This is a genomic window from Paenibacillus allorhizosphaerae (assembly GCF_042659105.1).
GTDB lineage: Bacteria > Bacillota > Bacilli > Paenibacillales > NBRC-103111 > Paenibacillus_G > Paenibacillus_G allorhizosphaerae.
The window spans coordinates 1-14,412 of the sequence record NZ_JBHSRV010000006.1 but is presented as its reverse complement, the minus strand read 5'-3'; the positions used below and the strand labels follow the sequence as shown (position 1 = coordinate 14,412).

The following is a 14,412-nucleotide window of genomic DNA, read 5'->3' as shown; positions in this document are numbered from 1 at the left end:
ACGTTAAACATTGTTGTTGATATTTGATATTTGAAAGCATTCATTTCTATAGTTGTAATATAATCATCGAAGATGATTACTTTTGATTGTGGGGGATAGTGAAATGTCTGAGGACAACATTCGATACGATCAAGTGAAAATTATTTGTGCAGAAGATTGTGGAAATGCACCGAAAAAAGAACTACTTAGAGCGTTTAATGTCGCCTTTGTTTGTAACGATATTGGATTTATCACGGAGACCATCATAGAAGATATCCAATGGAATTTTATCGGTAGCAATGTATTACAAGGTAAGGCTCAAGTTTTCAAAATGCTTGAAGAACTGATTGACAAAAAGCCAACGGAATTAGTTATTAGTAATATTGTAACGCACGGATACTCCGGTTCTTTAAATGGCATCCTAAACCTCGAAAGCAATATTAGCTACGCTTTCTGTAATATATATCGTTTCAATAGCAGTTTAAACAAAACAAAAATTAAGGAAATTACTTCTTATATAATTGACATTTCAAAATAATAAACGAGAAACAACAGCTAAATCAGCCGCCTTTTCATTAGGGCGGTTTTCTTTTTATCGAAAATCAACAGTGTGATTTAACATAGCCTTATGATTAAAAAATAAGTGTCTTTGTACATATGTAGCTGATTTGAGGTGAAACTTTCGACTTTCTTGTTGAGCAACCCTGAAAATTCACGACTCGATAGAAAAGACAATACCAAAGAAAATGCAGACCAAATCATTTTTCGAAAAGGTGCCGCGCAACAATCTCATAGGATGCTGATGATCTGTAGCTCAAGTGACAAAAGTGGGATGATTCCAAATGCACACCTGTTGCATCACAAGGAATTGTCAATGTTAATTTTAGCATCGGGGAAATTTTTCGGGGGCTCAGTTAGAGGGAAGGCAGGTGACATATCGGAACAAACTTCCTCGATGTCACTTGGTTCGGGAATTTTAGGTTGTTTGCCGTTTTGATCGCGTTAGTTGAAAAGCTTTTACAACAATTGATTTTCAATAGTGGAAAGAGGGACATCTTTGTTTTCTAATACAATAATTGAACCGGTTTTAGTTTTTTTGGTCTTTTTCGTGTGGGTAACCAATTGAAGAATGTTTTTACAACATTGCTTAGCACCTAATACTAATAGTGGAACTCCGATAAAATCAATTTTTAATCTTCTAGATAATAGTCCTCCAATTGTCATCGCGAATGGCACGGTAGGTGAAGTATTAGAAAACACAATTGTTTCATTGGCTTGATATCTACCTTGAAAAATAACACTCAAATTTTTTAATGCTGGAACTACAACCTTCGATGATCCTCGTCCGATCGTGTAAACAGAATCCCTGTTTTCGTCCACACCATGAAAGATGAGTTTACCCATATCTGAAGTTTGTAATTTGTTAAAATAATCGACTCTTAATATTTCTTCTTTTGTAAGTTTTCGGTCAACAGGCAATTTATTTAGATGATATGCTGCTGCCAAGGAAGTCGTATGTGTTCCACCATAATCATTATATATGTAAATCACGAGATTGCTCCTTTTCCCTTTTTATACCAATGGGTTTAGTATCGTCATTTATTTAATTAATCATTCGATATAAGTATATCCGTTAGATAACTTTTAAAGGCTTGCCTGCTACCAACCATTGGAACATGCGCGATTTTAACGTTATCCATTCTAGTGAAAGCAATGTTAGTAAAAACAAAGCAATGGCCGCAAAGGAACGCCAGATCGTTTGTTCTATAATGCTATGGGCCAATAGCTCTCCCGTAGCGATCATGACGACGGTTGTTGCGACGGTCATTTGCGAAATCGATTTTCGTCCTGACAGCCGGACGAGAACGATACCGGTAATGACGGTAAACACGTGCTAATTGGGGGAGTATTTTTCTAAATTAGTCGGTGACTGTTGCGGTCCGACTTTTTTCCGTTTTTCATGAAGTTCATAATTTCCATATCCCAATATCAATACAAAATAAATTCTTTGTGAGTCATTTTACCACCAAGTAATAGTGATCACTGGTCGCGCAGCTTTTATTTACATACTTTGTTTTATAGTTATAACTCAACTTTAGCAGAACGAAAAACAGCGTAAACGCGGATGTAATATGGGTCTGATAGCGTTGGAATGCTTGGCTTGGCGCGCTTCGTTCGGTAATGTGAAAGTGACGAGCAATCACTACCGCTATGTAATGCCTATTCGAGTCCGGGAGAGCACACATAGCGTAATATATTGTTCTACTTTTAATTTCGATGTATGGGCTCAATACCAATGCCTGCTGTTTTTGGATCACTCGACTCACCTATCTTCCTATGATTCCTAATTATACAGGAATCAAAAAGGCGGAGTCTCCCATAATCTTTGGGAGTCTACGCCTTTTTTCTTAAGGGACTTTTTCAGTGGCCTCGTGAAGTCCCCTGGCTTCTTTTCCGGTTTTTAGAACATCACTCTCCGCCATGAACATGTTCCGCTGGCGCTGAACAACAAATGTAGTAATTTTTTCATAAATTTCCTTCCCTTGTGGAATGGTAATGAAAAGGCTTTATACCATTCTTTTCGCTGGAGGAATTTTCAATGGATTGGAATGAGAATAAGCTAAAAGAAGCAGCGCATAAGCTTGCGCTTGAACACGACCCGCACGTAAAACGCATCTCAACGAATGCATTGTGGAAACGGATCGAATCCGATATCGAACAGGTGCGTGCCTTCGTCAAGGAACTACACGAGCATCGGAGCGAATGTGCGCAGCCTGCTGAAGAGTGGCTGCTTGATCATTCGGAGTTTTTAGAGGCTGAGGTATTAGGGATTCGCGAGGAGATCTCTCGGATCCATGCGACGCCTCTTCCGACAGTGGGCAAGAGCGATCAGTTGAGAGTCTCATCCATCTGCGAAGCGTACCTGGAACATACTGACGGGCTTTTGGACGAGGAGACATCCACGGTCTATCTCGCCTCCTATCAGGAGATGTCCGTGCTCACGCTCGCGGAGGTATGGTCCATTCCGCTATTTATGAAGATGGAGCTGATCCGCCGTCTGGCATCCATCATGAAGCCTGTAAAGGAACGGCGTTCCGTCTGCGAACTCGTGGAGCGCATGCTGTCGGGAATTCCGGCTGCAGAACTAACGCCAGAGCGTTTAAAGCAGGCTTTAGAGGATGCGCATGTGGAATTGCCGTTGTCCGGGGCATTGATTGTCCATCTCGTAAAGCATCTAAGAGAGCATGCTGACGATTCGGCACACATCGGCGAATGGCTCGTTTGCAAGCTGGAGAACGGACTCGAGAATCTGGATTCCATTCTCTCCTGCGAGTACATGCTTCAGGCTGAATATCAGGTGAGCACCGGCAATGTGATCGGCAGCTTGCGCAAGCTTTCCCGGTGGATGTGGACCGAGCTGTTCGAGCAAATCAGCGTGGTAGAGCAGACGCTGCGGGGAGAACAGGCAGGCGACTATACCAGGTTGGATGGCGCGAGCCGCCATACACTACGGCACCGGGTGGAGAAGCTGGCCCGGCGCATGAAGGTGCCCGAAAATTTAGTGGCGTCTCAAGCTGTTCGATTAGCGGGCATGCAGTGTGAAGCTGCATCTAAAGAAAGCCGCATTTCATTGCCGCCCAGAAATGTGAATGTGGCTTATTATTTGCTTGAGGCCCAAGGACTAGCGGAGCTGCAGCAAGCGTTAAAGCTGTGCGGAAAAACAGGCGCCCTCCCGGAGGCCTGGATTAAACAGCGCGCGGCCGGCGTATATTTCCAGGTGCTGGCGCTTTGCTTTGTCGTTGCCCTCGCCTGCATTTCGTTATGGATCGGTTGGAACGCCTCCATCACCCCGTTCGCCTGGGCGTTCGTGCTGATGCTGCTCGCCTTTCCGGCAAGCGAATTCGGGGTCACGGCCGTTCATTGGCTTATAGAGCGCGCGAAGCGGCCCATGCGGTTGCTGCGATACGATTTTTCCAAAGGCGTGCCTGAGGATGCTTCGACGATGGTCGCGATACCGGTCATATGGTCCCGAATCGAAGAGGTGAAGCGCATAACCGAACGTCTGGAGCTGCATTATTTAGCGAATCGGGACCCCCATATTCATTATTCAATATTAAGTGATTTCAGGGATGCAGACGCAGAACATCTCCCTGAAGATGAGGCTGTATTAAGATTCGCAAAGGCGGAGATCGAACGGCTGAATGAGGCTTACCCGAACAGCACCTTCCACCTGTTTCATCGCCGCAGAATGTGGAACCCGTCCGAACAAGTCTGGATGGGGTGGGAACGGAAACGGGGAAAGCTGGTAGAATTTGTCCAGCTGCTCAGAGGGAATGAAAGCACGAGCTACAGCACGATTCTCGGCGATACACCCGTGTTAAACAAAATCCGTTACGTGATTACATTAGATGCGGATACACAGCTGCCTCTAGAAAGTGCCCATCGGATGATTGGCGCCATGCATCTCCCTTTCAACCGTCCCAGGCTGAACAGCAGCGGGACCCGGGTAATTGAGGGCTACGGCGTTCTTCAGCCACGAATCGGGATGACCTATGAGAGCGCACAGAAATCGAGACTGTCCTCTTTATGGGCCTCTGAGCCCGGCCTTGATCCGTACGCCTTTGCGGTGTCGGACCCTTATCAGGATGCGATCGGACAAGGCATATTTACGGGCAAAGGGATCTTCGACGTCGAAGTATTCGATCATGTGCTGGGAAACCGAATTCCGGAAAATCGGGTGCTCAGCCATGACTTGCTGGAGGGCGGTTTTTTGAGAGCGGGCTTTCTTTCGGATATCGAGCTCATCGATGACCACCCGCCTACCTTCCTGTCGCATCAGAAGCGGCTGCATCGTTGGACCCGCGGAGATTGGCAGCTGCTTCCCTGGCTAATGCCTCATGCTCGGAATGGCAGGGGTGAGCTGGTGCCAACGAATTTATCCATCGTCAACCGATGGCAGATCATCGACAACCTGCGGCGCAGCTTGCTTCAGCCTGTACTGCTGGCGATTTTGCTGCTTGCCGTTCCGGTGCTTCCAGGCTCCGCTGTACGCTGGTTCGGGCTCGCGATGCTTACGATGCTGCTCCCGGTGCTCCGTCAGCTGGTCACCTTGCATACGCTGCTGTATCGCCCAAAAAGCTTACTCGTCACATCGAGTCATGTGCTCATTTCGCTCATGACTCTGCCATTCCAAAGCGTGATGCTGCTCGATGCCATCATCCGAACGCTGTACCGATTGTCTATTTCGAAGCGTCAACTTCTGGAATGGGTAAATCAGGCGGAGGTGGAACGGTTAAGCGGCAAGCCGGGCGCTCCCGCATTGTCCGGTCTAGGTAGCGGGTACGTCTTGATTGCGCTCATGGCTGCAGGCACCACTTGGAGCGAAAATGCAGCGGAACTGGCGATCGGCCTCTCCATCGCTGTACTGTGGAGTGCTGCGCCTTTCGCGATTCGATGGCTCGACCAGTCCCCGGCCCGCGTCAACGAGACGTTCACCCCGGAAGAAGCCGAGGAGCTTCGTAAGCTTTCGCATGACATTTGGTCCTTCTACGAGGATTACGTGACGGAGCAGGATAGCTGGTTGCCGCCCGATAACGTGCAGATCGAGTCGGAGAAGGGCATCGCGCACCGGACCTCGCCTACAAACATCGGGATGTATTTAACGTGTGTGTTAGCTGCCAGAGATTACGGGTTTATAGATACGCCGGGCCTTGTCGAGCGCCTGGAGCGAACCGTGGGTACCATCGAGCGCATGGAAAAATGGGAGGGCCATCTCTACAATTGGTATGATACGGAAACGTTGGCGCCTCTGTTGCCCGTGTACGTTTCTACGGTCGATTCCGGAAATTTCGTCGCCTGCTTGCTGACGCTGAAGGAGGGCTTGCTTGAATGGCTGCGAGCCGATCGAGATCGGAAGGTGGAGCACTCTCGCCCTAATAGCCCGGAGCGGTGGACGAAACAGCAATTCGAGGTCGCCTTCGCGGATGATTTCGACTCCGGCTCTTCGACAGACATGATGGTTCGCGGAAACCTTCTGGCCGCTCGGATCGACGCCTTGGTTCAGGCAACAAACTTTCGTCCGCTTTATGACCCGAAAACGAACCTTTTCTCTCTCGGGTATCACGTGAAGCAAGACGTAAGGGACGCCGTGCTCTACGACCTGCTGGCATCCGAGGCACGGCAAGCCAGTTTTGTCGCCATTGCCTTAGGTCAAGTATCGGTCTCGCATTGGAATGCGCTCGGAAGAACGCTGACGAAGGTGGGCAACCGGCCGTTCCTACTCTCCTGGTCCGGAACGATGTTCGAGTATCTTATGCCATGGCTCTTCATGAAGACGTATCGCCAAACGTTATGGGACAGCACATACCAAGCCGTGGTAAAACGCCAAATCGATTACGCGCATGAGCGGGGCGTTCCGTTCGGCATCTCCGAGTCCGGTTACTTCGCCTTTGATTATCAGATGAACTACCAGTATAGAGCGTTCGGCGTTCCCGGCCTCGGGTTTAAACGGGGGCTTGAGCAGGATCTTGTCCTTGCCCCGTATGCAACGATTATGGCACTGCCGTATGCCCCGAAGGAGGGGCTCAACGCATTGAAACAGATGGCGCAGTTAGGCGGGCGCGGCAAATACGGCTATTATGAGGCCATCGATTTCACACCGAGACGGATGCCGGAAGGCCGCAAGCATATGGTGATCCGCAGCTTTATGGCACATCACCAGGGGATGAGCCTGCTGACATTGTCCAATCTGCTTCTGCCGCGCACCATGTATGAACGGTTCCACCGGAACAAAGAGGTGCGCGCTGCAGAGCTGCTATTGCAGGAGCGCATTCCGCAGCGCCCGAAGTGGATCAAGCATCCTGCGATGTATCGCTCGCCGGTGCGCGCGGAGAAATCCGTCCAGGATGCCGGATCGGTCAGAGAGTATACGTCACCCCACACCGCAACGCCGGAGACGTGCCTGCTTTCGAACGGACGCTTTACGACGATGGTCACAAACAGCGGAAGCGGGCTCAGCAGCTGGGAAGGTCTCTTTGTTACCAGGTGGAGAGAAGATCCTGTAAGGGATGGTTGGGGGAGCTATGTTTACATTCGGGACGTCTTGTCCGATCTAATCTGGTCCCCTTCGTACCAACCGTGCAGAGTGGAATCGCCGGAGCAGCGAATCCGTTTCGAACTGGACAAGGCGACCTTCGTGCGCAAGGACGCCGGTATAGAAACACACATGGAAATATGCGTCTCCCCTGACACCGATGCGGAAGTACGCCGCATCACACTTACAAACCGAGGGGATCAAACGAAGACGCTTGAAATTACGTCTTTCGTTGAGCTTGCGCTCTCAAGCCCGATTGCGGATGATGCCCATCCCGCTTTCAGTAAGTTGTTTATCCGCACTGCGTATGATGAAGAGCGCGGGTGTCTTGTTGCCAGCCGGCGCAAACGAGAGGCGAAGGACAGTGCGCTTTGGTCCGCTCATATTTTGACGGCGGAAGGCCACACGCTAGGGCCTGCCGAGTTCGAGACAGACCGGGCCGCTTTCATTGGACGAGGGTATTCGCTCACGGAGCCGCAAGCCATCCGTTCCCGGCTGAAGGGGAAGACAGGGTCTGTCGCCGACCCGGCCTTCGTCATGCGGCGTCGGGTGCAAGTGGAGCCGGGTGAGCAGGTGCGCCTTTATGCGGTCACTTCGGTTGCCGAAACGAAGGAAGAAGCCGTGGACGTGGTGTCCAGACTGACCCATGCGCAAGCGGTGGAGCGGACCTTCCAACTCGCCTGGACCCGAAGCCGAATCGAGCTTCGCAACCTTCGCCTGGATCAGGCGGACGCTGCCGCCTTTCAGCGGCTCGCGGGCCAAGTATTATACACGCCGCCGCTAAGAAACGAGCGCAGCATCCGGATCGCCGTAAATTCAAAGGGACAGTCGGGCCTATGGTCCTTCGGCATATCCGGCGACAGACCGGTTATCGCTCTGCATATTGATAACCGAAACCATCTGCCGTTTCTCATGAAGCTGCTGACAGGACACGAGTACTTGAGGAGGCTGGGGCTCCGGTTTGACCTTGTCATACTGAACAAATCTTCAGGCGGCTATCAGCAAGACCTGCAGCATGCTCTGGAGCGCGCGGTAGAGCATGGTGTTGACCGCTTTGGAGCAGGTTCAGCCGGGATTCATGTCATTCCGGAAAACCGGCTCGGCGAGGAAGACCGGACGCTCCTCGCCGCAGTAGCACGAGTGGTGCTGAACGCCGGCGGACCCAGCATTTCCGGCCAGCTTCGTCTGCCGCGGCGCAGTGCCGGTGCCGTGATGCCGGAGTCTTTACCGGCAGCGCGGCGGAGCCGACGGCAAGCCGTTCTACCCGCACAAGCACCTTCTCTCGAGGTGAAGGATGTACGGTTCTATAATGGCTGGGGCGGGTTTGCTGCGGACGGCAGGGAATACAAGCTCCTGATCAAGGACGGCAAGCATTTGCCGGCGCCATGGATTAACGTCCTCGCCAACCCAGGCTTCGGCGCTCTTGTCTCTGAGCTCGGCACCGGGTACACGTTCTGGAGAAACAGCCGGGAATGCAAGCTGACGCCATGGTCTAACGATCCGGTGCTTGACCCGCCGGCGGAGCTCGGTTATTTGCGGGATGACGATTCGGGCGAACTGTGGACCATCACGCCGGCTGCAGGAAAGCACGCGGCTCCCTATCTTGTTACTCACGGCCTCGGCTTTACAACGTTCGAGCACGAGCGCGAGGGGATTCGGCATACGATGACCGTGTTCATCCCAAAGGAGGATCCGGTCAAAATTATGCGGTTGCGCATAAAGAACAACACGTCCGAGGATCGGCGGCTTTCGGTCACCTATTATGCCGAATGGGTTATCGGCGTGCTGCGCCAACCGAATGCCCCCTTCATCGTAAGCGAGTGGGATGAAGCGGCGTCTATTCTTACCGCTCAGAACCGGTATCAAGAGACGTTCCGGGATGCGACGGCGTTCCTCGGCATCTTCCCGCAGAACGCCTTGGCTTCCAGCGACTTATCCTGGACCGCGGATCAGCTGGAATTCATCGGCAGGAACGGAAGCTTAGAGCGGCCCGCAGCGCTGAACCGTACCCGCCTATCCGGGCGAACGAACGCACAATACGCAAGCTGCGGCGCCATCCAGTGCACGCTTAGCCTGCAGGCCGGTGAGGAAACGGAGGTCATCATATTGCTCGGCTGCGAATCATCCGGGTCTGCGGCAGCGAGCCTGGCACAGCAATACCGCTCAGCGTCCGGCTGCGACGCAGCTTGGAAAGAGATGAAGGACTTCTGGGATCGTACGCTGGATCAGATTGTTGTTGACACTCCCTCTCCCGAGGCCAATATACTCCTTAACGGTTGGCTGCTCTATCAGACGCTGGCTTGCCGGATGTGGGCTCGCTCCGCCTTCTACCAAGCGGGAGGCGCGTACGGATTCAGGGATCAGCTACAGGATTCTCTTGCGCTTCTTCATACGCTGCCTGAGCACGCAAGGAAGCAGATTCTTCTTCATGCGTCCCATCAATATGAGGAAGGCGATGTGCAGCACTGGTGGCATGAAGAAACGGAACGCGGCATCCGAACGCTGTTTTCCGACGACTTATTGTGGCTGCCGTACTCGGCGGCGCGTTATGCAGAGCATACGGGGGATGATGCGATTTTTGCAGAGAAGGTCCCTTACATTGCGAGTGAACCGCTGAAGGAAGGCGAGCATGAGCGATATGAGCCGACGGTGCAGTCCGGCCAAAGCGGCACGGTGTACGAGCACTGCATCCGGGCGATCGACAAAGCGCTGCAGCGGATCGGCGAGCACGGGCTGCCGCTCATTGGGGTTGGCGATTGGAACGACGGCATGAACCTGGTTGGTGATGAAGGGCGCGGCGAGAGCGTGTGGCTCGGTTGGTTTCTATGCGAGATGCTGCAGCGGTTTGAGCGGCTGTGCGGGGAACGGGGCGAGACAGAGCGACAGACACGTTATAAGCAAATCCGCGAGCAGCTTGCACAAGCGATTCATGAGCATGCTTGGGACGGTCATTGGTATCGGAGGGCATTTACGGATGCAGGCACTTGGCTCGGCTCTATTCATAACGGAGAGTGCCGAATCGATTCCATTGCGCAATCTTGGTCCGTCATCTCCGGAGCAGCACCGCAGGACCGCGCCCATCAAGCGATGAAGTCGTTCGACCGAGAGCTAGTAGACCGCGAACTGTCCGTTGTCAAGCTCCTGACACCGCCGTTTGACCGCACCGACCCAAGCCCGGGGTATATTCAGGGCTATCCGCCCGGCATTCGCGAAAACGGGGCTCAATATACGCACGGAGTTATATGGAGCATCATCGCTTGGAGCAAGCTGGGCCAAGGCGATAAAGCGTTCGAGGGAGGCCTGAAAGCCGGACCCGATACCTATATCGAACTGCTGGACGAAGGCGGAGAGCGTCGCGTCTCGGTCATTTTATGATCGAGACGCTCAATCACGATTCCGAAAACGGAACATACAATGAATTCGTTCACGCCACTAAGTGTATCTATGAGGAATTTCGAAAAGCCTCAAACAGAACAACAAATATCTTTACGAAGTTACGTCGATCAATACGTATCCAGGCTCACAATTTAAGAAGTAAAATGCATTGAAACCCATCGCAGCTAGTGATGGGTTTTCGTCTGTCGGGAATGGGATAAGGTTCTTGTTATCCGACAACAGAAGATGAATTAAACACGCAACTTGAATGGCTTTTAATGACTAATGTATAAAAGCTGGAATTTGTGTCCATAATAATTTTATTAAAATTCCTTGATCGAAATGAATCAAGAGTTTCAGTGCTTTTTTTAGAAATATTATCTTATTCCTGTAAATTGGCTTGCAATGAAAATTGGTTCCAGAAGTCACTAGAATATAAGATATGATTGGGAGATATGTATCTATAGTAGTATGAATCTTAAAATAATATACTTACCTGATTTTAACTTTGAAGAATGTCGTTTAATAGAAAAGTTTCGTAAGGTTCCCCATTGTATTTGATATTGAAATAGGAATAGCCTATCGTGAGAAATACTAGATTAAAAACTATCTATTATTAAAATAGCTTGGAGAACAACATTTCAGTGCTTAACTTTGACTAATAGTCAATGTTAAGCACTTTTTTTGTTCAAGATGATTTACGCCTCGAAACAATCAAATACATTGTGGTGTATGAAATATGCAGTGAGTACTTTGCGGATATTCTCATTAATTATGGAAAAAAAGTGCATTCTAAAACTTTTAAGTTATGAGTGCTTCTCATAAATTTTGAAAATCTTCCTTGATAAATCGACATTTTATACTGTTATATTCTCAATAATTATGACGCCACACAGTTCTTCTGTTTTGTGATATTCCAGAATTAATTGGAATTGTTCCATAATTCGTTAGACGGAATGTTCCAAAATCTGTTAGAAAAGTTGTTTATGCAGCGTGGTGAATAATCGCAAAAGTGCTGTCCAAAAAGGGGTCATCTTCCTCGAATGTGATCGTTACTTCGAGCGGATTTTAGGTCTACGGAGATTTTTTTCAGTAGATTATGGACAAAGGAAAGCCGCCCGACCTTTAAGCTTGCTCTTGGTAAGCCGTGAAACAGGAAGTGCCTAAAACCCCAAGGTGGTTGTCAAATCACAATCATAAGTAAAAGCTCTGAATCTGTAGTCTTGAAACTTAAAAACCCGCAGGACTTTTCATTAAAAATGCCTTCTTGCGGGTCACCGTTTAGAGTCAAGGTTATAATGCACCTAGTCCCCGACCACCTACGATGGTTGTGATCTATTACCCTTGACTTGTTATTTCTTCGACGATGTTTCCGTTTTGTGTTCAATAATTTGCAATACTTTTGGTTCAACAGCTTTTAACAGTTGTTCATTGGAAAGATTGCTTTTTGGAACATCGCCACTATTTTCGCCTTGAATTTGTAAATCAACCTGTGTTTTTGCAATGATATCAACCACTTGTTGTCTAGATACATTTTTAGATGCTGCAATTTCCACAACCGATTTACCTTTTGCTAGTTCTTGCTTTAATTCCGTTGGGCTAATTTTTAGTAAAGAAAACAGTTTTTCATCATTTAAATAGGCATCAGCAAAATAATCAGGCTTACCATTTGTAGAGAAGAAACCTTCTACTTTAATGTTTGAAGGTGTAGTCTCCCCTCCGATCAGAGAAACACTGATTGTATTGCCCTGAACAAATACCTGGTAGAACGGTGTTTTTGATCCCTTTTTGGTGTAATTCAACATAAACGTTTTATGATCCGGGTTCTCCATTTGCTCCATAGCAAACTCGTATTCTTCGATGTTGCCATACATTTTATCAATGAGATAATCTACCTTCGACTTGATTTCCTGATCGGTTAAAGCAGTGAGCGGCTTCTCCTTAGGCTCCCAATTCTCTTGATTCACGTGTTCAATCGCACCCGTAATACCGTTTGTATGAAGGGTAATCTTTTTGCCGATTCCTCCTTTTTCCTGTAATGTGATGCTTGTTTGGACACCTTGAACGCTGCTTGCATCGATAATCTCAAACGATTTTGTTTCGGGAAATGCGCTATACAGCTTCTCAAGTGTTGCTTTGCCCACCTCATCCACCTTGACTTGCTCAGCAGTTATTGGTGCTCTAGTAAGCATTTCAATCAGGGGAGGGGCCGCAATTGCTGCGGTTGGAATCAAAATCGCAGCAGCAACTATTCCGCCAATGAATCGTTTTTTCATGGTTATTTCGCTCCTTTTTCGTTGCAAATATTGAGAATAGGATTGTTCTATTCGTTTGGAAACGGTTGGAGGACACTCCATAGTTTCCCCCTCTTTGTGCAGATGTTCACGAATTTTGCGTTCGATAGTCATTGATTTTTTCCATCCTTTCCGGGGGGAGATTCCATAAGTTTTTTCGAAGCGACTGAAGGGCAGCATGATATCTGGACTTGACTGTACCCAGTGGAATATCGAGCAAAGTTGCAATTTCCTCAAGAGTATAGTCGTGAAAAAAGCGGAAGATAATCACTGTCCGCTGTTTATCGGTCAGTTTTTGGATTGCCTGCGATATCATTTGGTTCGTCCCATCCATCAACACAGTAGGTTGATCCCAATGAGACTCTTCCCGAGAGAAGGCACGAATGCGTTCAAAAATTCGGAATCTCCGCCAGCTCTTGACCCGAAATCTTTGCACTTGACGGATTACCAAGCCGTGTAGCCAGAAGCGGAAAGGTCGGTTCGTATCGTAGTTGGCAAGTGAGGTCCACATTTGCATATAGATCTCATTCATGATATCTTCCCGATCCTGCTGATGATTCACCAGAAAGGAGACTGTCCGGTAGATGTCCTGATAGGTGGCATCATACATCGTATGAAACGCCTGTTGATCACCATATTTCATTTTTTTGAGTAATTGGTACATGTATTCACTTTGCATTCAGAGGGCCCTCCTGAGTAAGCAGCTTACACACTATATTGTCTCTCTATCGGAAAAAGGTTCGGTTCTCTTCTTATTTTTTTGAAAACGGTAGGGTGCAAAAGGCTATCGATCCAAGCAGGAGTACCACGACCCACATGGGTAAATTAGGATTCGTATTCAAGACAATCCCTCTACTCAGGGAAATAGAAATTGTATGTTGCATTGCCGTCCTGACCTTACGATCACCCGGGCTGAGATGGTCGCTATTATTAACCGACTTGTGAATATGAACGCCGTGAAGCAAAGTGATGCGGTTGGCACATTTTCGGATATTAGCAATTCGTTTGCTGCCACACAAATCCAAGACGCCGCTAAGACCGGCATTATTACGGGGAAAAGCGGGGATAAATTCGAGCCAGAAGCTCCTTCTACGAGAGCGGAAGCGCTGACGATCATATTGAATACACTGAATTTGAACCCTGAGATCAAGACGCTGCTGGATGGCTCTAGTCGTATATAATGTGGATTAGTACAAAAAATGCTTGCCTTTGGATTTTCAACGGCAAGCATTTTTTTGTGTGTCTTACACGGACAGAGGTAATTATAATGGAGTATTTGTGAATATGAATCTCATGTATAAATATACATTATATCTTCTGCGGATAGTCTCATCCATTCTGAAAATCACCTTCTTCAGTAAATCCGGGTACGGCTGCCCGAATGCTCCGATGACGCGGAAAATCTGTGGATTGAAGATAACGGCCGGTTGCGGATCATAAATTTTTGGGCGGAGGGAAAGTACGGACGACGCGGTGTACCGGGGCTGGCACTGCTATTGTACCAGCTGGGTGCCAAAACAGATATCCCGACATTCTCTATTAGTGTCTATTCATTCGAGATGAATCGGTTGTTTGCGGATTTGTCGGATGAAGCTCGGGAACGTGCCATAGCTTTGGCCTGCAGGGCGTATGAAGGGTTATGCACGCTTGCCGATTTTCAGCAAGAGCTGG

Annotated in this window: 7 protein-coding genes; 4 read left to right on the top strand and 3 right to left on the bottom strand. The window is 48.8% G+C overall.

From position 1 onward, the window contains the following. The first annotated feature begins 103 nt into the window (after positions 1-103). A complete protein-coding gene (locus ACFQI7_RS21340; protein ID WP_218103106.1) occupies positions 104-517 on the top strand; it encodes a nuclear transport factor 2-like protein in 414 nt (137 codons plus the stop codon). Between the two features lie 479 nt (positions 518-996). On the opposite strand, the gene ACFQI7_RS21335 is transcribed toward ACFQI7_RS21340, so the two are convergent. After that, positions 997-1,530, bottom strand: a complete 534-nt coding sequence (locus tag ACFQI7_RS21335; RefSeq protein WP_218103105.1) for a DUF3189 family protein — start codon at positions 1,528-1,530, stop codon at positions 997-999. A 1,048-nt stretch (positions 1,531-2,578) separates the two neighbouring features. Between ACFQI7_RS21335 and ACFQI7_RS21330 the strand changes: the two genes are divergently transcribed. Beyond that, the gene (locus ACFQI7_RS21330; protein ID WP_218103104.1) at positions 2,579-10,447 is read left to right on the top strand and encodes a GH36-type glycosyl hydrolase domain-containing protein; all 7,869 of its coding nucleotides are present in this window, start codon (positions 2,579-2,581) and stop codon (positions 10,445-10,447) included. Positions 10,448-11,799: 1,352 nt separating this feature from the next. Here the strand turns inward: ACFQI7_RS21330 and ACFQI7_RS21325 are convergent. Together ACFQI7_RS21325 and ACFQI7_RS21320 are read right to left on the bottom strand one after the other, a co-directional pair. Next, on the bottom strand, positions 11,800-12,855 hold the full coding sequence (locus ACFQI7_RS21325; protein WP_218103103.1) for a hypothetical protein: 1,056 nt from the start codon (positions 12,853-12,855) through the stop codon (positions 11,800-11,802). Next, positions 12,830-13,420, bottom strand: coding sequence for a sigma-70 family RNA polymerase sigma factor (locus tag ACFQI7_RS21320; protein ID WP_218103102.1), 591 nt, complete (start codon positions 13,418-13,420; stop codon positions 12,830-12,832). The genes ACFQI7_RS21325 and ACFQI7_RS21320 overlap by 26 nt, the downstream gene beginning before the upstream one ends. Before the next feature lie 196 nt (positions 13,421-13,616). Between ACFQI7_RS21320 and ACFQI7_RS21315 the strand changes: the two genes are divergently transcribed. Both ACFQI7_RS21315 and ACFQI7_RS21310 read left to right on the top strand, forming a co-directional pair. After that, positions 13,617-13,922 carry an S-layer homology domain-containing protein gene (locus ACFQI7_RS21315; protein WP_218103101.1) on the top strand — a complete coding sequence of 102 codons (306 nt, stop codon included), beginning with the start codon at positions 13,617-13,619 and terminating at the stop codon, positions 13,920-13,922. 246 nt (positions 13,923-14,168) lie between these two features. Beyond that, positions 14,169-14,412 (top strand): hypothetical protein (locus tag ACFQI7_RS21310; protein WP_377517563.1); only part of this gene is annotated, 244 nt, incomplete at its 3' end.